We start from the raw sequence: 22158 nt of genomic DNA, 5'->3' as shown, positions 1-22158 counted from the left end.
AATATAAACCTCCGAACAGAATAATTAATATTTTCCACAAAGTTATTAACAGAAAAGCAAAAATATATATAAATTTTACAGAATAACTAAATTTATGGATAATGGTGTTGATAAATTAATAATAGTATAAATTATTAAAAAAATATGAAAAGATATAAACAATATGTAGATAAAGTTATAAATAACATAAACATACAATAAATGGTGATTATAACTAGAGTATTGTCAGTAATCTTAAAAGTTATACACAAAAGTATCCACAAGCTGTGAATAATTTTTAATAAGTTGATAACATTTATGCACATTATCAACAAGTATATTTATAATATCAAAATATATGTCAAACTTCAATGATTTGTAACTAATTTATCCACAATATTAACTAATTGTTGATAAAAATATAAACATGTTAAAATTGCTTTATTTGTGCATATAATTGAAAAAAATAATTTAGAATAAAATTAAATAGATTTTTACTAGTATTTTCAATAAAAAAAATACATAATATATATATGGTAGATTTTGTGATAGAAGCGTCCCAAAAACTCGTTGACAACAGTGATAAAAGTATTTATAATTATATGTGTTATGTTTACTTTGAGGGTAAAGTTATTATTTTTATAAACGGAAAATGAAATCTGAAAGGCGGTGCAAAATAATGAGTAAAAGAACTTATCAACCAAAAAAGAGACAAAGAAGTAAAGAACATGGTTTCAGAAAAAGAATGAAGACGTCTAACGGAAGAAACGTGTTAAAGAGAAGAAGAGCTAAAGGAAGAAATAGATTAACTCATTAATTACAAAAGGGCCGCTGCAAAGGTGGCCTTTTTGTGTAAATAATTACAATTCATAGCTGTGTTTATGGAGGTTAACTATGGACTTTAATAGGACTAAAGGGTTAAAAAAGGACTCTGATTTTAGAAAAGTATATAAACACGGCAAATCTTTTGCAAACAAATATTTAGTAATATATATACTTAAAAATAAATCAGATTATAGTAGGATAGGCATTTCTGTTTCTAAGAAAGTAGGAAAAGCCATCACTAGAAATAGAGTAAGAAGACTAATAAAAGAAGTCTACAGATTAAATATTGATGAAAAAATTAAGCCTGGATATGATATAGTATTTATAGCAAGAGTATCTAGTAAAGATGCTACTTTTAAAGACATAGACAAGTCTATAAAAAATTTAGTTAAAAGAACGGATATTTCTATTTAAATTGTATGCTATAAGTATGGAGGTTCATAACTTTGAATAAAATAATTTATATATTAAAGGAAATAAGTAAGCATTTATCGAATTTATGTATTTATTTAGTGAGATTTTATCAAAAATATATATCTCCCTTAAAGGGACCTACCTGTAGATTTTATCCAACTTGCTCACAATATTCAATAGAGGCATTTAAGAAATATGGATTTGTAAAAGGTATGTATTTAACCGTAAGAAGAGTTTTAAAATGTCATCCTTTTCATCCAGGAGGTTACGATCCTCTAAAATAAAAGAGAGTAACTATTAGGAGGTATAAAAAAATTGAATATAATAGGAAATTTCTTAGGAATGATTCTTAAGGTAATATTTGAATTTGTTAATCATTATGGTATTTCTATAATACTTTTTACTATCCTTGTAAAGATTATTTTATTACCATTAACAGTTAAGCAGACTAAGTCAACAAAGGCAATGCAAGATATACAACCTCGTATAAAAGAGATACAAGAAAAATATAAAAATAAGCCAGAAAAACAAAATGAAGAAATTGTTAAGTTATATGGAGAAGCTAAAATTAATCCACTATCTGGTTGTTTACCTTTATTAATACAGTTTCCTATATTAATAGGATTATTTAGCGTTTTGAGAGAGCCAGTTGCTCATGGCGTTTTTGCAAATCAAGCTGCATTTTTAGCAGCTGATAATGGTTTTTTATGGATAAAAAGCTTAACAGCACCAGATTATGTACTAGCAGTATTTTCAGGAGCAAGTGCATATGTAATGCAAAAAGTAATGACTCCAAAAGATCAATTACAAGGCTCTATGAAAGTAATGACATATGTAATGGCAGGTATGTCTTTCTATTGGGGATTTATATTCCCAGCAGGACTTACATTGTACTGGACAGTAAGTAACTTATTCTCAATAGCTCAATACTACTTAATAATGAATCCTTTAAAAGCTAAGCTGGCTGCTAACTCTAAGGAGGAAAAAGTTAATGAGAAAAAGCCTAAAATTAATAAAAAGTAAAAGTAGGGAAGAAGCTATAAGTAAGGCTATAGCAGAATTAAATTTAAAAGCAGAGGATATAGAAGTTGAAATACTTGAAAATCCGAGCAAGGGGTTTTTAGGTCTCATAGGTGCTAAAGATGGGACTTATGAAATTTTTGTTATCGAGAAGGAACTAGATGTAGCTAAAAATTTTATAGAGGTAATGTTGAAAAATGCAAATGTTGATGCCAAAGTCAATGTATCTCAAAAAGATAATTTAATCATGGTTGATATTGAAGGCAAAGAAGCTGCAAGTTTAATTGGTAGAAGAGGGGAAACTTTAGATTCTATTCAATTTTTAACTGGATTAGCTCTTAATAAAATAAATAAAGATTCTCATACAAGAGTGCTTGTAGATATAGAAAACTATAGATCAAAAAGAGAAGAATCTTTAATAAGATATGCTAATAAAGTTGCTAGAGAAGTAGCGAAAACAAGAAAAACTAAAAAATTAGATTATATGAATCCGTATGAGAGAAGAATAATACATTCAGCTCTTCAAAACGACAAATATGTAATTACATATAGTGAAGGAACCGATCCATATAGAAGATTAGTAATTGAGTGTAAAAGATAAAATCAACCTCCTAAACATTAGGGGGTTTTATTTTTTAATATTATTATATTATTGTGATTAGTCAAAAGTAAAACTATATGTAAAAAATTATAAATTAAGAGGTGATAAATTTGTTTATAGATGATACAATTGCAGCAATAGCTACAGCACCTGGAGAAGGTGGTATAGGAATAATTAGAATAAGTGGAGAAAAATCTTTAAAGATTGCAGAAGAAATTTTTAAGTCTATGTCAGGGAAGAGTATTAAAGAATATAATAAGAGAACATTAATATATGGAAATATAGTAGACGATGGAAATGTAATTGATGAAGTTTTATTGGCATATATGAAAGGTCCAAATTCATACACAGGAGAAGATGTAATAGAAATCAATTGTCATGGTGGATTTATTTCAGTAAAGAAAATCTTAGAATTAATATTATCAAAAGATGTTAGATTAGCAGAAGCTGGAGAGTTTACTAAAAGAGCATTTTTAAATGGGAGAATAGATTTATCACAGGCAGAGGCAGTAATTGATGTTATAAAAGCCAAAACTGATATAGCTCATGAAGTTGCTCAAAACCAATTAGAGGGTTCTTTATCAAAAAGGATAAGAGAATTAAGAGATAAAGTTACAGAGATATTAGCTCATGTGGAAGTTGCTATAGATTATCCTGAAGAAGACATTGAGCATATAACATATCAAACTCTTAAAGAAAAAACTGATGAGCTTAAAAAGGAAATTAAAAAATTATATGACACAGCTGAAAGTGGAAAAATACTTAGAGAAGGTTTAAAAACAGTAATAGTTGGTAAACCAAATGTAGGTAAGTCTTCACTACTTAACTCCATTTTAGGAGAGAACAGAGCTATAGTTACTGATATACCAGGAACTACTAGAGATGTTATAGAAGAGTTTGTAAATATAAAAGGTATACCTTTAAAAATCGTTGATACAGCAGGTATAAGAGATACTGATGATATAGTTGAAAAAATAGGTGTTGAAAAATCTAGAGAATCATTTACGAGTGCAGATTTGATTATAATGGTTTTAGATGCATCTAGAAAGTTGTCAGAAGAAGATATAGAGATATTGGAAAGCCTTAGAGATAAACAAACAATAGTACTATTAAATAAGAATGATTTAAAACAGCAAATTGAAGAAGAAAAAATACTTAAATATGTAGAAAATAATAGTATAATAAAAATATCAGCTTTACAACAAGAAGGTATAGAAGAATTACAGGATAAAATAGAGTCTATGGTATATAAAGGTAGCGTTAAAAATAATTCGAGTTTAGTAGTAACAAATTCTAGACATAAAGATGCACTTAGTAAAGCATATAAATCTGCCACAGATGCTTTAATTGCTTTAGAACAAAGTATGCCATTTGACTTTGTAGAAGTAGATTTAAAAAATATATGGGATTATCTTGGTTATATTAATGGAGATACAGTAACAGAGGATTTATTAGATAATATATTCCATAACTTCTGTATAGGTAAGTAAGGTTTAAAAGCAAATTTGATTTTTTTATTATAGAGGTTTTAAAAAAATTATAGTGTTTCTCATGAAACATTAATTTAAAAAGAAAGGAATTATAAATGATAAAGTTTGAAGCAGGAAAATATGATGTTATAGTAGTTGGGGCAGGACATGCTGGGTGTGAAGCTGCTTTGGCTACTGCAAGAATGGGATATAAAACTTTGATAATAACAATGTCTTTAGATTCTATAGCATTAATGCCTTGTAATCCATCCATTGGTGGAACTGGTAAAGGTCAATTGGTTAAAGAAATAGATGCTTTGGGTGGCCAAATGGGATTAAATATAGATAAGACATATATACAAAGTAGAATGTTAAACACTGCAAAAGGACCAGCAGTTCACTCTTTAAGAGCTCAAGCAGATAAATTTAAATATCATGAAGAAATGAAAAAGACATTGGAAGATGAACCAAATCTTGATATAGCTATGGATGAAGTAGTGGAAATTTTACATGAAGGAAATGTTGTAATAGGAGTTGGGACTAAATTAGGATGTTCATTTAAATCTAAAGCTGTAATACTAGCTACTGGAGTTTATTTAAATTCAAAAATATATATGGGTGAGGTTGCATTTTATGAAGGACCTAATGCATTAGGATATGCAAAATACCTTACAGATAGTTTAGTTGAATTGGGTCTTAGAATGAGAAGGTTTAAGACAGGAACTCCAGCTAGAGTCCATAGAGATAGTATAGACTTTTCTGTAATGTCTTTACAAGAAGGTGATGAAAAAGTAACTCCATTCTCATTTATGAATGAAAATATAGAAAAAGAGCAAGAACCTTGCTATTTAACGAGAACTACTGAAGAAACTCAGAAAGTTATATTGGATAATTTAAAAAGGTCTGCTATGTATAGTGGTGTAATAGAAAGTACTGGACCAAGATATTGTCCTTCTATAGAAGATAAAGTAGTAAGGTTTAGCGATAAAACATCACATCAACTATTTATAGAACCAGAAGGGTTAAATACTAAAGAAATGTATATCCAAGGAATTTCAACTAGTTTACCTTTTGAAGTGCAATTAGATATGTACAAAACAATAAAAGGGCTTGAAAACTGTAAGATAATGAGACCTGCATATGCTATTGAATATGATTGTGTTGACCCAACACAACTAAAAATAAGTTTGGAAATAAAGGGAGTAGAGAACTTATTTAGTGCTGGTCAATTTAATGGAACTTCTGGATATGAAGAGGCAGCAGCTCAAGGGCTTATGGCTGGTATAAATGCAGTTAGAAAAATAGAAGGAAAAGAACCATTTGTATTAGACCGCTCAGAAGCATATATAGGTGTTTTATTAGATGACCTTGTTACTAAAGGGACTAATGAGCCTTATAGAATGATGACATCAAGAGCAGAATACAGGTTGTATTTGAGACAAGATAATGCAGATATGAGATTAACTCAAAAAGGTTATGATATAGGATTAGTTAAAGAAGATAGATATGAACGATTCATAAATAAAAAAATTGCTGTAGAGAAAGAATTTGAAAGATTAAAAAATGAAAGAGTTACGCCAAAAGAAGTAAATAGTCTGTTAGAAGAAAAAGGCGCAACACCAATAAAAGTTGGAATTTCGTTGTATGAGTTTTTAAAGAGACCAGAGGTTACTTATGAATTGCTTGAAGAATTAGGAAAAGGCGCTGGTGAAGATGTTTCAAGAGAAGTTAAAGAGCAGTGTGTAATAATAACTAAATATGAAGGTTATATAGAAAAACAATTAAAACAAATAGACCAATTTAAGAAACTAGAGAATAAAAAGTTAGATGAGAAAATAAACTATTCATCTATAGAAGGACTTAGATTAGAGGCTAGACAGAAGCTAGATGATATAAAACCTATCTCAATAGGACAAGCTTCTCGTATATCTGGAGTTTCACCAGCTGATATATCAGTTTTACTTATATACCTAGAACAAGTCAGAAGAACTAGAGGTGGCAAAGGTGAATAACATAGAGCTTCTGAAAAATGGGATTGAAGATTTTAATATAGTTACTAATGATAGTATGCTAGAAAAATTTAAAAAATATAGAGAGATATTAGTTGATTGGAATCAAAAGATGAATCTTACTGGGATAGAAGATGAAAAAGAGGTATATGTGAAGCACTTTTTAGATTCTATTTCAGCTGTAAAAAATGGATATATAAAAAATGGTATGTCTATAATAGATGTTGGTACAGGTGCTGGATTTCCTGGGATACCATTAAAAATATGTTTAGATGATTTAGAACTTACCTTACTAGACTCTTTGAATAAAAGAATAAACTTTTTAGAGGAAGTTGGTAGAGAATTAGAATTAGCTAATATTAAATTTATACATGGAAGAGCTGAAGATTTTGGTAAAGATGAAAAGTATAGAGAAAAGTATGATATTGCTACAGCAAGAGCTGTAGCTGGATTACCAATTCTTATGGAATTTTGTGTACCATTTGTAAAAGTTGGAGGATACTTCATTTGTTTAAAAGGTCCAAATGCTAATCTAGAACTAGAAGAATCACAAAAAGCTATTGATATTTTGGGATTAGAATTTGTTGAAAAAATAGATGTGGAATTACCAGAAATAGATTTAAATCATAATATATTAATTTTTAAAAAAATAAAAGAAACACCAGTTAAATACCCTAGAAAAGCTGGCAAACCAGCTAAGAATCCTATTATATAGTTGAAAAATTATTATAGGTAAGCTTAATTATTTCCTGAGAAATAATTAAGCTTACCTTAAACAAAACAAAAATAAAGGAATTATTAAAGTGGATGCAGAAATAAATTTGTATGTACATATAGAGAACAAAAATATTTATATCTAAAATAAGAGAGGTATGTTATGGAAGATAAAAGAGTTATGGAGATACCTATAGAAGATGTAGTTCCAAATCCATACCAACCAAGAAAAATATTTTCACAAGTTTCATTGGAGGAATTGAGTAATTCTATAAAGGTATATGGTATAATTCAACCTATAACAGTTAGAGCAAAAGATGGCAAATATGAATTAATTGCTGGAGAAAGAAGATTAAGAGCGGCTAAATTAGCAGAACTTAAAACTGTACCAGCGATTATAAATAATATGAATGATGAGTCTTCTGCTGTTCTAGCGTTATTAGAAAATTTGCAACGAGAAGACTTAAATTTCATTGAAGAAGCAATTGGTTATGAAAACTTAATAAAAGAACATGCTTTTACTCAACAGCAATTAGCAGAAAAATTGGGCAAAAATCAATCTACTGTAGCAAACAAGCTTAGAATATTAAAGCTTCCAAACAACATAAAAATGAAGTTGATAGAAAATAACTTAACAGAAAGACATGCTAGAGCATTCCTTAAACTACCAAGTGAAGATTTAATGCAAAGTGTACTAGAAAAAGTTATAAAAAATGAATTGACTGTTAAAAAAACAGAGAAATTGATACAAGAGATATTAGAAGAAACTAAAGTTCAAGAAGAGCCTGATAAAAAACAGAATATAAAGGGTGCTATGAGTATAAGAATTTACATAAATACTATAAAGCAGGCCTTTGATGCTATATCAAATACAGGAATTGATGCTAAGTATAATGAAATAGATAAGGGAGATTATATGGAAGTTGTTGTAAAAATCCCTAAAAAATAGAGATTACTGCTTACCAGTAATCTTTTTTTGTAATATAAGCCTTGTAATATAAATTGATTTATAGACATTATTTGTAATTATAAAAACACCTAGTCAACATTTAAAATTAATTCAATTCTTAAAGGGGGGGAACATCATGGGCAAAGTTATAGCTGTATTCAATCAAAAGGGTGGAGTCGGAAAAACTACAACAAATGTAAACTTAAGTGCTAGTTTAGGAACTTTGGGGAAGAAAATATTAGTATTAGATTTGGACCCTCAAGGAAATACAACTAGTGGATATGGTATTAATAAAAACGAAGTGGAAAATACAATCTATGAAATTATGTTAGATGGGTTACATATTAAAGAAGCAATAATAAATACTGAGTTTGAAAATATAGATTTAGTTCCATCAGCTACTGAGCTATCAGGTGCAGAAATAGAACTTACATCTAAAAGTAATAGAGAGTATATTTTAAGAAATTCCATAAGAGCAGTAGCAGATGAATATGATTATATATTTTTGGATTGTCCACCCTCACTTGGGATGCTTACAATAAATTGTCTAACTGCTGTAGATAGTGTTTTAATTCCTATACAATGTGAATATTATGCTTTAGAAGGTGTTAGTCAATTGATGGAGACTATAAAATTAGTAAAATCAAGATTAAATGCAGACATAGAGATTCAAGGTGTTGTTTTAAGTATGTTTGATGGGAGAGCGAATCTATCAATACAAGTAGTTGAAGAAGTCAAAAAATATTTTAAAGGAAGTGTATATACGACCCTAATTCCAAGAAATGTAAGACTTGCAGAAGCTCCAAGTCATGGGAAACCTGTTATTTACTATGATAAAAGGTGTAGGGGGGCTATAGCTTATTTGGAACTAGCAGAAGAATTTATAGATTTAGAAGAGGAGGAATAGTAGTATGGAGAATAAGTCTAAAAGAAGTAACAGATTGGGTAGAGGTCTTAGTGCATTGATACCAGAGATTAAAGGAGAAACTTCAGAAAAAGAGATAGTCAACATAGATATAGACGAAATATATCCAAACGAAGTTCAGCCTAGAAAACAATTTGATGAAGAAAAGATAAAAGTGTTGTCTGATTCTATAAAAAACTATGGTGTATTACAACCAATAGTAGTTAAGAAGGATGAAAATGATAAGTATATGATAATAGCAGGGGAAAGAAGATTTAGAGCATCAAAACTTGCAAATAAAAGTAAAATACCTGCTATAATTAAAGATATAGATATGAAAGATATAATGGAGATAGCTTTAATTGAAAATTTACAGAGAGAAGATTTAAACTCAATAGAAGAGGCTCTAGCATATAAAAGTTTAATAGAGCATTATAATGTAACTCAAGAGGAAATATCAGAAGCTGTTGGTAAAAGTAGACCTCATATAACCAATACACTGAGACTTTTAAATCTTGGACAAGATGTCATAGAAATGATAGATAGTGGTAGAATTACAGCAGGGCATGGTAAGGCATTGTTGAGAATTGTAGATAAGGATTTACAACTACAAATAGCAAAAAAAATAGAGGAAGAAGAGCTTTCTGTAAGAGAAGTCGAAAATATAGCTAAAAAAATATCTGAAAACAAAGAAGAAGTACCAAAAAAATCTAAGCCTAAAGATGTATTTATCTTGGATGTAGAAGATAAACTTAGAAATATCTTTGGAACTAAGGTAAATATTTCCAAAGGAAAGAAAAAAGGCAAAATAGAGATAGAATACTATAATGATGATGATTTAAATAGTATTGTATCAATGCTTCTTGAATAGAACAAAACTATAAAACAGAGAGGAAGATTGTTATGATTTATTTAGATAATGCTGCAACTACATATCCAAAACCAGAAAGAGTGTATGATGCTGTTTTAGATTGCATGAAAAACTACTGTGCAAATCCAGGTAGAGCTGGACATAAACTTGCTATGAGAGCTGCTAGGGAAATATATGATACAAGAGAGAATATAGCTAAGTTGTTTAATGTGAGTAATCCTATGAATATAGTATTTACATCTAACGCTACAGATTCCTTAAATTTAGCAATAAAGGGTGTATTACAAGAGGGAGACCATGTGATAACAACATCTATGGAGCATAATTCAGTAATAAGACCTATAAAAGCATTAGAAAAAAAGGGTGTTGAAAATACTGTAGTAAAATGCGATTATGAGGGATTTTTAGATTATGATGAATTAGAGAAATCAATAAAGAAAAATACTAAATTGATTGTAACAACACATGCATCTAATGTATGTGGTACCTTAATAGATATAAAAAAAGTTGGAGAAATAGCTAAAAAACATAATATACTGTTTTTAGTAGATGCGTCACAAACGGCAGGTGTTTATGACATAGATGTAAATGAATGTAATATAGATATGTTGGCAATGCCAGGTCATAAATGCTTATTTGGACCTCAAGGAACAGGTATATTATATGTAAGAGATGGTTTAAATTTAAATATATTAAAAGAAGGTGGAACAGGTAGTAAATCAGAAGAAATGGTTCAACCAGAATTGTTCCCAGATAAATATGAATCAGGGACTCATAATACCCCTGGAATAGCAGGTCTTAACCAAGGCGTATTATTTATATTTGAAAGAGGAATCAACAATATAAGACAACATGAAGAAGAATTATGTCAATATATGATAGACAAATTAGAGGAAGTGCCAGATATAAAGATATATGGACCAAAAGATAGTAAAAAAAGAGCATCAGTAATAGCTATAAATATAGGAAACATGGATTCTGGAGAGGTTACTTTTTTATTAGATAGTGATTATAATATAGCAACTAGATCAGGAATACATTGTTCTCCACTAGCGCATACTACTTTAGGTACTTTAAAACAAGGTGCAGTAAGATTCAGCATAGGATATTTCAATACAAAGGATGAAATAGATAAAGCAGTAGAAGCTCTAAATAAAATTTCAAAAAACAAGTAGCATATAATAATTAAATAATATAAGAATATAAAAATAGTGTAGATTGTACAATCTACACTATTTTCTTGTAATAGCATGGCTTAAGTATATCTTAAAAAATTACTTTAAGTAATCTCCTTCTTCAAGAACTATATGACCACTTTCATAATTACCACCATCAACAGTAATTTTTATTTGTTCAACATTCATATTTTTTATGTAAGTACGAGCAACTGAATCAAGCATTAAAGTTTCTGCATCACTACCTAAATTTGAATTTGTAAAATCAGAGTTAACATCTAATATACCAGTTTTTACACCATCAATATCTTTTGTAGTAAATGAATTTAGTTTTGAAGATTCTGGAACAACTTTAAGTTTTTGAAGTTCCTCAAATAAAGTATTTTCATCAACTTTATTTAAGTCAATCTTGTTTTCTATTAAATCTGTTTTATCTACATCAAAAGAATAAATAACAGCTGATTGAGTTTTCTTTTCCTCTTTTGGAGTAGATGTAGCTTTTTTATCAGGTGCCTCTTTTTCAGTATTGTTTTCCTCTTTTGGTTGCTCAACATTTGTATTACTCTTAGCTTCTTTTTTAGGTGTATCATTACCAACTTGAGCATTAGTACAACCAATTGCAAATATAGATATAGATAATATACTTAACACTAACATTATTTTCTTATTTTTCATAAAAATTTCTCCTCTCATAAAAACTATTCTTATATATAATTATAGTCGTTATGAGCAAATATATGAATACAAAATAGTAACAAATTTAAAAAATGATTTATTTAAATTAATTAAATTCAAAATAAACTAAATTTTAGTCATTTTTATGGGAAATCATTTAATGTACACAGAAAATATTGTAAAATAAAAGTAGTGTTTTTAAAATAAATATAAGTTATAATTATATTATAAAAAAATGTCTTCAAAAGGTGGGAATAGTATGGAAATTTTGAGCTTAGGAGAAAAGATTAAAAAATTAAGAAAAGAAAAAAACATGACATTAAAAGAATTAGCTGGAGATAGGATAACAGCAGCACAAATAAGCCATATAGAGAGGGATAAATCTCATACTAGCTATGAACTGTTGGAATATCTAGGCGATAAGTTAGATGTAAGTGTAGAGTACTTATTAGAAACCAAAGAAATGCAGTCAAAAAAGATAACTGATAATTTAATACTACAGAGCGAAATATATATAAAAGAAAATGAACTAAACAAGGCTGAGGACCAAATAAAAGAAGTTTTAGATATATGTAAGAGATACGATTTAATGGAGAACTATGGCAGATGTAATTTTTTAATGGCTAATATTAATCTAAAAAAATCTGATTATAATGATGCTATAGAAAACTTTGAAAAGGCATTATACTTCTTTATAAAAAATAGTGATAGTGAAAATATACTTAAGTGCTATTTAAACATAGGAAAAATATACATGCAAGAAGACTTTTATAAAGGTGCTATAAGCCACTTTAATTTTGCAGAGGAAATTTTGTTAGAGAGTAAGTTTGAGGATGTTAACATATACAAGGAACTATACAGTAAGATGGCATATTGCTACATAAAATTAGATAATCCAAATATGTCATTGAAGTACATAGATAAAATAAATGAAATAGATAATAGAAATGATAGAAAAGAAGATGTCGATATTTTGGTGTTAAAAGCAAATAATATGCTTGAAATAGGAAAATATGAAGAATCAAAAGATTATTTTAAAAAAGCGTTAAAGATACTTGAAAATGAAGATAATAAAACTGGATTAGCAAATGTATATTTAACAATTTGTGATGTTTACAGAAAAATAGGTGAGACAGATAGAGTACTTGAATATTCACAAAAGGTATATGATATAAAGAAAAATGATGAAGACGAATACATGATGTCAGGTTTATTTAAGATAATAGAAGCATATATAGATAAAGAAGATTATGATTTAGCTAGAAAATATTGCAAAATAGCTTTAGCTTCATCAATAAAAAATAAAAATAAGTTCAATGAATATAAAGCATTAAAATTCTATTCTAATATGTATAAAAATCAAAATGAAATTACCCTTGCAATTGAGTATTTAATTAAATGTATAAAAATAGTATCAGACTTAGGAAATAGTAGAATATTGGCTAATTTATATATAGATTTAGGTCAATTATATTCAAGTATTTCAAAAGAAAAAGAGTTAGAATATTATCAAAAAGGTGTATTTATGTATAAAAATTTAGAAATAATGTAAAAAAATAAACCTATAAGGCTATAGAAACAATCTATAACAAGCAAGATAACATCTATGATAAAATATAAATTGTATGAATATTTTTAAGGAGATGAATCAAACAATGAGTATAAAAATAGATGCTAGAGGACTTGCTTGTCCTAAACCAGTTATAAACACAAAAAAAGAATTGGATAACATAGAAGAAGGTATTGTAGTTACAACAGTCGACAATGAAACAGCTAAAGAAAATGTATTAAAACTTGCTAAATCTTTAAATTGTGAGGCAAATATTGTTGACGAAAAAGAGAATTTTATATCTATAGAAATTATAAAAGGTCAAAATATCTTAGATAAACAAAATAATGTAGACAAGAAAGAATGTGAACTAGAAGATACATGTGTATTTATATCTTCAGACAAAATGGGACTTGGAAATGATGAATTAGGGAAAGTATTAATAAAAGGATTTATATATACTTTGACAGAATCTAAGCCTTATCCTAAATATGTACTTTTAGTTAATGGAGGAGTAACACTAAGTGCTGAAAATGAAGAAACTATAGAAAATTTAAAAATACTTGAAAATGAAGGCGTAGAAGTCTTATCTTGTGGTACTTGTTTAGACTACTACAATTTAAAAGACAAACTACAAGTAGGTTCAGTTACAAATATGTATACTATAGTTGAAACATTAAAGAATGCATCAAATACTATTTCTATATAATGTATGTTTGTTTAATAATATAAAAACTAATAATAATGATTAACTTAAAGAAAAACAGATAGTCAGAAAGGATTAAGCAATGAATCAGATGTATATAGTGTCATTTAATTCGACACATCATGCAATAAGATCAGAAAAGTTATTTGGTGAAAATGGTCTAAAGGTAATGGCTCTTCCAACACCAAGAGAAATAACAGCAAGTTGTGGAATATCAATTAAATTTTCTTTTGAAGACATGGAAAAGATAAAAACAATTTTAACTGAAAATAATGTAGATATAAAAGGAATTTATTGTATAAGTAAATTAGAAGATGGTTCGAAAGAAGCAGAGAAGCTAGATTAGGAGGCTAATTATTTATGCCAATGGATTTAAAAATAGGAGACATTGTCGAATTAAAAAAACAACATGCATGTGGATGTAAAGAATTCGAAATCATAAGAACTGGAATGGATATAAAGATAAAATGTACTAAGTGTTCAAGGTTAATAATGCTTGATAGAGAGACTTTAGAAAAGAGAGTAAAAAAGCTAATAAAAGAATGATATAAATTTAACATTTAAAAAATGTCAAATACCGTATATTAATATCCAAAATTTTGGTATAATAGAAAATGAAGAAAACATTTTCATGGGGGTGCTTTAATTATGGCAATTAAATATGCAAGAAGAATGGAAGGTTTACAAGGATCTGAAATACGTGAGCTTTTAAAACTTACTCAACAACCACAAATAATATCTTTTGCTGGTGGAATGCCTGCTCCAGAATTATTTCCAGTTGAAGAAATGAAAAAAGTATCAGTTGCAGTGCTTGAAGAAAATGGAAGATCAGCTATGCAATACACTACAACAGAAGGATATGAACCATTAAGAGAGAAAATAGCAGCTAGAATGAATGAGAAAAATCAAACTAATGTAGACAAAGATGATATATTAGTTACAAGTGGTTCTCAACAAGGTCTAGATTTTGCAGGAAAAGTATTTATTGATGAAGGTGATGTAATTTTATGTGAAAGCCCATCTTACATAGGAGCTATAAACGCATTTAAATCTTATCAACCTAAATTCATAGACGTTCCAACTGATTCTAACGGAATGATAATGGAAGAATTAGAAAAAATACTAGAAACAACTGATAGAATAAAAATGATTTACGTAATTCCTGACTTCCAAAATCCAACAGGAAGAACTTGGCCACTTGAAAGACGTAAAAAATTCATGGAAATAGTAAACAAATTTGAAATACCAGTAATAGAAGATAATCCATATGGAGATTTAAGATTTGAAGGAGAATCTTTACCATCTTTAAAATCAATGGATACAAAAGGATTAGTAATATTCTTAGGAACTTTCTCTAAAATATTCTGCCCAGGATACAGATTAGGATGGACTTGTGCTTCTCCAGAAATATTATCTAAATTTAACTTTGCAAAACAAGGTGCAGACTTACAAGCATCAACTATATCTCAAATGGAAGTAAGTAAATTCATGGATATGTATGACTTAGATGCACACGTTGAAAAAATTAAAGCAGTTTATATTAAACGTAGAGATGTAATGCTTAAGACTATGGAAGAAGAATTCCCAGAAGGATTAGTATTTACTCATCCAGAAGGTGGATTATTTACATGGGTAGAGCTTCCAAGTAACTTAAATGCTAAAGAATTAATGCCAAAATGCTTAGAAAAGAATGTTGCTTATGTTGCTGGAGGAGGATTCTTCCCTAATGGTGGTAGAGAAAATACTTTCAGACTTAACTATTCAAATATGCCAGAAGAAAAAATAATAGAAGGTATAAAAAATATAGCATCAGTTTTAAAAGAAGCTATGGGTGTTGAAGCTTAATTAAAAATAATAACTTATATAGATATATTATAGGGGATGGCTATTGCCATCCCTTGTTAATTTAAGAATATATAATTTACCTTATATTAAACTTTGTCCAAAATTTAAATTGACATAAATGAGAATAAATGATAAAATGTGTAGGTATGAGATTTTAGTCTCATTTCTCTGCTCTAAGAGTGTAGAGCCGTTAAGTCCAAAGGGAGGTGAATTATAGTGAGAAATTATGAATTAGTTTATGTGGTAAAGCCAAACTCTGATGAAGAAGTAAGAGAGGCTATACTAAACAAAGTTAAGGAAGTTGTTGCAACTGACGGAGAAATAGTTAAAGTTGATACTTGGGGAACTAAAAAATTAGCTTATCCAATAGCTAAGTTTACAGAAGGTTTTTACGTATTAGTTAACTTTAAATCAGCAGTAGACGTTCCTAAAGAGATAGACAGAAACTTAAAGATAAATGAAAACGTAATAAGACACATGATAGTTGTTGCTTAATAACTGGGTTTTATTATAAAAAATAGGTGGTGTTTTTATGAATCAAGTTGTATTAGTGGGAAGATTAACTAAAGACCCTGAATTAAGATACATCCCAGGTACAGGAACACCAGTGGCATCCTTTACAATAGCCATTGATAGAGACTATGTAAAAAAAGATGGATCTAAAGAAACTGATTTTATACCTGTTGAAGTAATGGGTAAATCTGCTGAATTTTGTGCTAACTACATAACTAAAGGTAGATTAGTTGCATTGCAAGGATCTATAAGAGTAGACAATTATCAGACACAATCAGGTGAAAAGAGAACTTTTACAAAAGTAAGTACTAGATCAGTACAAGCTTTGGATAGTAAGAATAAATCGGAAAATTCATATAGAGAGAGTGCTCCAGCTTTTGAGCCAAGCTTTGAACCTCAAGGTCTAGACCCACAAGGTTTCCAAGCTATAGATGATGACGATATACCATTTTAAAAAGGAGGGAAAAAAGTCATGATGAATAAAAAAAGACGTAAGAAAAAAAGAGTTTGTCAATTCTGTGCTGACAAAAACGCTAAAATAGATTACAAAAGTACTCAGAGATTACAAAAGTATATAACTGAAAGAGGAAAGATATTACCAAGAAGAATATCTGGAACTTGTGCTAAGCATCAAAGAGAATTAACAGTTGCTATAAAAAGATCTAGAAATATAGCACTTTTACCATATACATTAGACTAAAAAAATGAGCCTTGTGCTCATTTTTTATTATAGGTATTTATATATCTAAATGAGGCGAGCTATAAAGCTCGTTTTTTTGTTTATATACTTAAATATATTATTATTTATGATATAATATTATATATTAAGGAGGGTTGTAAACGTGAAAATAGATAAAGGTTCTGAGATAACGAGAAACATAAAGATAATAGAATGGATGAAAACAGAAATATTAATGAGTGTAAGTGATTTGTTTAACTTATTATTTAAAGGGGTAAAACCTTTAGATGAAGCAATTCAAGATACTCTAGCAAATATAATAATGATAACATATCTCTTAGCAAAGAGATTAGGAATTAGTTTTAGAGATGTGGATTATAAAGTCAAAGAAAAAATAAAAATTGGTATAGATGAAGACCATAGTGTTGAAAGATGGTATGGAGATTTATCTAATTTAAAAAAACATATGGACAATAGGGAGTGATATTAAATTGAATAATAAAATTAGACTATCTAAAGCAATGTCTATAATAATTTTAGCTATAATAATCGCTTTAGTGATAGCCTATATTCCAATGCTAGGAATGTTTAGTATATTAGCAGCTGTTCCATATGTAATTATAGGTGCTATTACTGATAGAAAGTATTCTTTTATATCTATTTTGATTACATTTTGTGTACTAATTCTATTTGCAGACATTTCTTATGCATTAAATATATGTATAATGTATTCTTTACCAGGTATAGCAATAGGAAAGATGTTAAAGAGAAGTTTTGAACAAGAAGATAGTAATAAATTTGAACCAATATATGGTGGAACGATAATATTTGTACTTTCAATGCTTGTATATTTCTTTGTATTAAAAACATTTTTAAATGTAAACCTATTAGATGAAGTTTCTAAGATGATAACAGAAATTGTAAATATTCAAAAAAATAGTTTTTCAGCAGCTGAGCTTAAATTATTTGATAAAATGAAGCCAGATGAGATTGTAAGTTATTTTACAAATATGCTACCAATGATGCTATTTTTACAAGGGTTATTATCAGCATTTGTAACATATTATTTAAGTGTATTTTTTATCAAAAGAATTACAAAGATGAATATAAGATTTCCTAAATTTGCAGATTTTTATTTACCAGGAAATGCTATACTCACAACTTTTTTACTTTATTTATTAGTCTTATTTATTCAAATTATTGGTTCAAAACTATATACAGAATTAATAATGACTAATTTACAGCTAGTTTTTAATTTAATGTTTGTAATTCAAGGTATAGCAGTTTGTATCTATTTTTTAAAGAAATGGATAAGACAGGGACCAAATAAAATTATGTTTCTTTCAGGGATAATTTTATGTTTATTTGGATTTATGGGAATATCTTTTGTTGGTATGGTAGATAGTATAATTGACTTTAGAAAGGTGAGAAGTTATAAATCCACTTAGGAGGATAGAAATGAGTAATAAACAAACCTTTAAATTAAATATGCCAGAAATAAATTTATATATAATTGTTATTGGTATTTCTAGTATAATTTTGCTTTATTACAACTTGTATGTAGGGTGTTTATTTTTCTGTATTTTTGTATATATGGTTTTTCACAATTGGAGAACAACTAATATTAGACGTCATGAATGGACAGAGTATATTCAAAATTTATCTTTAGATATAGATGAGACAACCAAGAAAGCCATAATAAACCTTCCAATACCACTGTGTATCTTAGAATTTGATGGAAATATATCGTGGTACAATGGGAAGTTTTATGATATGATTGGTCAAAAAGATTTACTTGATAAAAATATAGAAGATATAGTTAAAAATCTTAACTTAAGAAAAGTATTAAATGAAAATAAAGAAATGTACACAGAAATAAACTACAAAGAAAAAGAATATACAATAATTTATAATGTTATAAAAAATGATCAAGAAAAAAATCCTAAATATTTGATGATATTATACTGGATAGACAAGACAGAATATTTAAAAGTAAAACAAGATTATGATGATGAAAAAAATGCAATGATGCTAATACAAGTAGATGGATACGATGAAGTATTAAAAAGTGCAGCAGAAGATAAGAGGGCTTTAATTAATGTTGAAGTAGAAAAAATACTTTCTGCTTTGGAATTAAATTCAAATGGTGCATTGAGAAGAACCTCAAAAGATAAATTTTTCTTGGTAATGCATAAAAAAGAGTTGAAAAAATTAGAAACTGAGAAGTTTTCTATTTTAGATACAATAAGACATATTGATTATGGAAATAATCTTCCTGTTACTATAAGTATAGGAATTGGTATAGATGGAGATACATTAAATGAGAACCTAAAACTTGCTACAGGTGCCCTTGACTTAGCACTTGGTAGAGGTGGTGATCAGGCTGTTGTAAAAACAAAAGATAAATTTGTATTTTATGGAGGAAAATCTAAAGCTGTAGAAAAGAAAACCAAAGTAAAGTCCAGATTGATAGGTCACGCTCTAAGAGAAGTTATACAACAAAGTGACCAAGTTTATATAATGGGACATAAATATCCAGATATGGATGCTATGGGAGCGGCAGTTGGAGTTTATGATATATGTAAATCCTGTAACAAAACAGCAAACATAGTTTTACACTCTGTAAATGAATCTATAGAAATATTTATAAATAAAATAAATGAAAATAATTATTATAAGAAACTATTTATTGGAAAAGAAGAAGCTATTGACAACTGTACTAAAAATACGTTAGTTGTAGTAGTTGATACTCATAGACCTAATTATACTGAATGTGAAGAGTTATTAAAGCTATCAGAGAAGATAGTAGTAATAGACCATCATAGAAGAGGTGTAGAATTCATAAATGATGCGGTACTTTTATTCCATGAGATATATGTATCTTCAACCTGTGAAATGGTTACAGAATTAGTTCAATATATGGATGAAGATGTAACAATAAATAAACTCACAGCTGAAGGACTTTTAGCAGGAATAAGTCTAGATACTAAAAACTTTGCGTTTAAAACAGGTGTTAGGACTTTTGAAGCAGCTTCTTATCTTAGAAAAGTTGGAGCAGATACTATTGAGGTTAAAAAGTTTTTCAATTCTGATGTAAAAGACTTCATAATAAAAGCTGAAATAATTCAAAGTACTAAAATAATTAATAATAGGATATGTTTAGCATATTCAAGTACAGAAATAGATAGTATAAATGTTATAATAGCTCAAACTGCTGATGAGTTATTAAACATAAAAGAAGTAGAAGCTTCCTTTGTATTAGGTGAAAAAGATGATACTATATTTATAAGTGCAAGGTCCTTAGGACAGATAAATGTACATGTGCTTATGGAGAAATTAGGAGGCGGGGGACATATAGATATAGCTGGAGCACAGTTAAAAGATGTTTCTCTAAAAGAAGCTTATAAGATGGTAAATAAAATAATAGAGGAGTATTTGGAGGAGGAAGAATAGATGAAAGTTATATTATTAAAAGATGTAAAAGGGACTGGTAAAAAAGGGGAAATGAAAGAAGTAAGTGATGGATATGCAAGAAATTTCTTATTTCCTAAAAAGATGGCTGTGCAAGCAGATAATGTAGCAATAAAAGAATTAAATGAAAAGAATAAGTCTAAAGAAATAAAAGCACAAAAAGAATATGAAGAAGCTGTTTTATTAGGTAAACAAATGGAAGAAATTAATATAGAAATATATTCAAAAGCAGGAGAAGGTGGAAGACTTTTTGGTTCAATAACTGCTAAAGAGATTGCTGAGCAATTAAAGAAACAAAAAGATATAGATGTAGATAAAAGAAAAATATTATTAGATGAGCCAATAAGAGCCCTAGGTTCAACTTTTGTAGAAATAAAAATACATCAAAAAGTAACTACTAAAATAAGAGTAGATGTAAAAGAAAAACAGTAATAACTAGAGGTGATAAAGATGGAAGATATGACGAGAATTCCTCCTCATAGTGTAGAATCGGAACAATCAATATTGGGTTCTATACTTCTAGATAAAGATGCTATAATAACAGTCACAGAAACTATAAAGCCTGATGATTTCTATAAAGAGGCTCACAAAATAATATATGAATGTATGATAACTTTAAGTAATAAAGGTGAGCCTATAGACTTGATAACATTAACAGAAGAACTAAGAAAACAAGGGCATCTTAATGATATTGGAGGAATCAGTTATATTACAAGTCTTTCTACTATAGTACCGACGACTTCAAACGTAAAATACTATGCTGATATAGTAAAAGAGAAGTCTGTGCTTAGAAAGCTTATAAAAGCTTCTAATGAAATAATAAATCTAGGATATAGTGGAGCAACTAAAATTGAAGATGTTTTAGAACAAGCTGAAAAGAGTATATTTGATATATCACAGGAGAAAACTAGTGATGATTTTAAATCTATAAACTTAGTTTTAATGGATGCCTATGATATGATAGAAAAGTTATACACTAATAAGAGTGATGTGACTGGTATAACTACTGGTTTTAAAGATTTAAACAAAAAAATAAATGGTCTTCAAAGGACCGATTTAATATTAATTGCGGCTAGACCAGCAATGGGTAAAACTGCCTTTTCTTTAAACTTAGTGCAAAATGCAGCCCTAAAAGGTGATGCTTCTGTAGCTGTGTTCAGTTTAGAGATGTCTAAAGAACAATTAGTACAACGTATGCTATCTTCACAGTCTAGTGTAGAATTAAAAAAAATAAAGACTGGAACACTTAATGATAATGACTGGCCTAGAATTATAGATGCTATGGCGGTGTTATCAGATGCGAAAATACACATAGATGATACTCCTGGTATAAAAATATCAGAATTAAGGTCAAAGTGCAGGAAGTTGAAAATAGAAAAAGGTCTGGACTTAGTGCTTATTGATTATCTTCAACTTATGGAAGGTGAAGGCAATAATGAAAGTAGACAGCAGGAGATATCTAAAATATCAAGGTCACTAAAGGTCTTAGCTAAAGAATTAAACTGTCCTGTTGTAGCATTATCTCAGTTATCACGTGCACCAGAACAAAGAGCAGATCATAGACCTATGTTATCTGACTTAAGAGAATCTGGAGCAATAGAGCAGGATGCAGATATAGTTATGTTCTTATATAGAGATGAATATTATCATGCTGATTCTGAGAGTAAAAATATAGGAGAAGTAATAATAGCAAAAAATAGACATGGTGAAACTGGTTCTGTAGAACTAGTTTGGCTTGGTGAAGTTCAAAGATTTGGGGATAAGTTGAGAGACCTATAATCTAACGAATA

Annotated in this window: 26 protein-coding genes; 25 read left to right on the top strand and 1 reads right to left on the bottom strand. The window is 28.6% G+C overall.

Translation table 11 applies throughout. The annotated features are described in order from the left end of the window. Positions 1–658: 658 nt before the first annotated feature. From rpmH to ACTG48_RS20630, 12 genes are all read left to right on the top strand, one after another. A complete protein-coding gene (rpmH, locus tag ACTG48_RS20685; protein WP_003420485.1) occupies positions 659–796 on the top strand; it encodes a 50S ribosomal protein L34 in 138 nt (45 codons plus the stop codon). Positions 797–873: 77 nt separating this feature from the next. Continuing rightward, a complete protein-coding gene (gene rnpA / locus ACTG48_RS20680; protein WP_021386625.1) occupies positions 874–1218 on the top strand; it encodes a ribonuclease P protein component in 345 nt (114 codons plus the stop codon). Between the two features lie 32 nt (positions 1219–1250). Then, a complete protein-coding gene (gene yidD, locus ACTG48_RS20675; protein ID WP_021386578.1) occupies positions 1251–1502 on the top strand; it encodes a membrane protein insertion efficiency factor YidD in 252 nt (83 codons plus the stop codon). A 31-nt stretch (positions 1503–1533) separates the two neighbouring features. After that, a complete protein-coding gene (locus tag ACTG48_RS20670; protein ID WP_021386599.1) occupies positions 1534–2241 on the top strand; it encodes a YidC/Oxa1 family membrane protein insertase in 708 nt (235 codons plus the stop codon). Further along, a complete protein-coding gene (gene jag, locus ACTG48_RS20665; RefSeq protein WP_021386604.1) occupies positions 2210–2839 on the top strand; it encodes an RNA-binding cell elongation regulator Jag/EloR in 630 nt (209 codons plus the stop codon). Before ACTG48_RS20670 ends, jag begins: the two co-directional genes overlap by 32 nt. A 110-nt stretch (positions 2840–2949) precedes the next feature. Next, a complete protein-coding gene (mnmE, locus tag ACTG48_RS20660; protein WP_479917846.1) occupies positions 2950–4329 on the top strand; it encodes a tRNA uridine-5-carboxymethylaminomethyl(34) synthesis GTPase MnmE in 1380 nt (459 codons plus the stop codon). Between the two features lie 95 nt (positions 4330–4424). Further along, entirely contained in the window at positions 4425–6320 is a 1896-nt protein-coding gene (gene mnmG / locus ACTG48_RS20655; protein WP_479917845.1) for a tRNA uridine-5-carboxymethylaminomethyl(34) synthesis enzyme MnmG, read from the top strand. Next, positions 6313–7032 carry a 16S rRNA (guanine(527)-N(7))-methyltransferase RsmG gene (gene rsmG / locus ACTG48_RS20650; RefSeq protein WP_479917844.1) on the top strand — a complete coding sequence of 240 codons (720 nt, stop codon included), beginning with the start codon at positions 6313–6315 and terminating at the stop codon, positions 7030–7032. The genes mnmG and rsmG overlap by 8 nt, the downstream gene beginning before the upstream one ends. Positions 7033–7194: 162 nt before the next feature. Beyond that, positions 7195–7980 (top strand): nucleoid occlusion protein, encoded by a 786-nt coding sequence (gene noc / locus ACTG48_RS20645; protein ID WP_021386567.1) that lies wholly within the window; start codon positions 7195–7197, stop codon positions 7978–7980. A 136-nt stretch (positions 7981–8116) separates the two neighbouring features. Continuing rightward, positions 8117–8887 (top strand): ParA family protein, encoded by a 771-nt coding sequence (locus tag ACTG48_RS20640; protein WP_479917843.1) that lies wholly within the window; start codon positions 8117–8119, stop codon positions 8885–8887. Between the two features lie 4 nt (positions 8888–8891). After that, positions 8892–9755: a ParB/RepB/Spo0J family partition protein gene (locus ACTG48_RS20635; RefSeq protein WP_021386586.1), complete on the top strand. Its 864-nt coding sequence runs from the start codon at positions 8892–8894 to the stop codon at positions 9753–9755. A gap of 32 nt (positions 9756–9787) precedes the next feature. After that, positions 9788–10930, top strand: coding sequence for an aminotransferase class V-fold PLP-dependent enzyme (locus ACTG48_RS20630; protein WP_479917842.1), 1143 nt, complete (start codon positions 9788–9790; stop codon positions 10928–10930). Positions 10931–11029: 99 nt separating this feature from the next. On the opposite strand, the gene ACTG48_RS20625 is transcribed toward ACTG48_RS20630, so the two are convergent. Continuing rightward, positions 11030–11605, bottom strand: coding sequence for a GerMN domain-containing protein (locus ACTG48_RS20625; protein WP_021386629.1), 576 nt, complete (start codon positions 11603–11605; stop codon positions 11030–11032). 259 nt (positions 11606–11864) lie between these two features. Here ACTG48_RS20625 and rstA point away from each other — a divergent pair, with 259 nt between their 5' ends. From rstA to dnaB, 13 genes are all read left to right on the top strand, one after another. Further along, positions 11865–13157 carry a toxin production/motility transcriptional repressor RstA gene (rstA, locus tag ACTG48_RS20620; protein ID WP_021386565.1) on the top strand — a complete coding sequence of 431 codons (1293 nt, stop codon included), beginning with the start codon at positions 11865–11867 and terminating at the stop codon, positions 13155–13157. A 103-nt stretch (positions 13158–13260) separates the two neighbouring features. Then, positions 13261–13863 (top strand): sulfurtransferase-like selenium metabolism protein YedF, encoded by a 603-nt coding sequence (yedF, locus tag ACTG48_RS20615; protein ID WP_021386623.1) that lies wholly within the window; start codon positions 13261–13263, stop codon positions 13861–13863. A 79-nt stretch (positions 13864–13942) separates the two neighbouring features. Then, positions 13943–14206, top strand: a complete 264-nt coding sequence (locus tag ACTG48_RS20610; RefSeq protein WP_021386600.1) for a putative Se/S carrier protein — start codon at positions 13943–13945, stop codon at positions 14204–14206. Positions 14207–14220: 14 nt separating this feature from the next. Then, positions 14221–14406: a DUF951 domain-containing protein gene (locus ACTG48_RS20605; protein ID WP_021386561.1), complete on the top strand. Its 186-nt coding sequence runs from the start codon at positions 14221–14223 to the stop codon at positions 14404–14406. A 102-nt stretch (positions 14407–14508) separates the two neighbouring features. After that, positions 14509–15705 carry an aminotransferase-like domain-containing protein gene (locus ACTG48_RS20600; RefSeq protein ID WP_021386598.1) on the top strand — a complete coding sequence of 399 codons (1197 nt, stop codon included), beginning with the start codon at positions 14509–14511 and terminating at the stop codon, positions 15703–15705. Between the two features lie 216 nt (positions 15706–15921). Next, complete coding sequence (gene rpsF / locus ACTG48_RS20595) at positions 15922–16200, top strand: 30S ribosomal protein S6 (protein ID WP_003420522.1); 279 nt, start codon at positions 15922–15924, stop codon at positions 16198–16200. 37 nt (positions 16201–16237) lie between these two features. Continuing rightward, complete coding sequence (locus tag ACTG48_RS20590; protein WP_021386628.1) at positions 16238–16672, top strand: single-stranded DNA-binding protein; 435 nt, start codon at positions 16238–16240, stop codon at positions 16670–16672. A gap of 18 nt (positions 16673–16690) precedes the next feature. Next, positions 16691–16918 carry a 30S ribosomal protein S18 gene (gene rpsR, locus ACTG48_RS20585; protein WP_021386573.1) on the top strand — a complete coding sequence of 76 codons (228 nt, stop codon included), beginning with the start codon at positions 16691–16693 and terminating at the stop codon, positions 16916–16918. 142 nt (positions 16919–17060) lie between these two features. Further along, complete coding sequence (locus tag ACTG48_RS20580; protein WP_003420530.1) at positions 17061–17381, top strand: MazG-like family protein; 321 nt, start codon at positions 17061–17063, stop codon at positions 17379–17381. Positions 17382–17388: 7 nt separating this feature from the next. Next, complete coding sequence (locus ACTG48_RS20575; protein WP_021386569.1) at positions 17389–18345, top strand: YybS family protein; 957 nt, start codon at positions 17389–17391, stop codon at positions 18343–18345. A 10-nt stretch (positions 18346–18355) separates the two neighbouring features. After that, complete coding sequence (locus ACTG48_RS20570) at positions 18356–20350, top strand: DHH family phosphoesterase (protein ID WP_021386606.1); 1995 nt, start codon at positions 18356–18358, stop codon at positions 20348–20350. Continuing rightward, complete coding sequence (gene rplI / locus ACTG48_RS20565; protein WP_479917841.1) at positions 20351–20800, top strand: 50S ribosomal protein L9; 450 nt, start codon at positions 20351–20353, stop codon at positions 20798–20800. It begins immediately after the preceding gene. Between the two features lie 18 nt (positions 20801–20818). After that, a complete protein-coding gene (gene dnaB / locus ACTG48_RS20560) occupies positions 20819–22147 on the top strand; it encodes a replicative DNA helicase (RefSeq protein WP_021386564.1) in 1329 nt (442 codons plus the stop codon). The last annotated feature ends 11 nt before the right edge of the window (positions 22148–22158 follow it).

It is taken from the genome of Clostridioides sp. LIBA-6822, from assembly GCF_056688955.1.
Note: the sequence above shows the minus strand (reverse complement) of the source record. Positions and strands in the feature narration are given on the sequence as shown.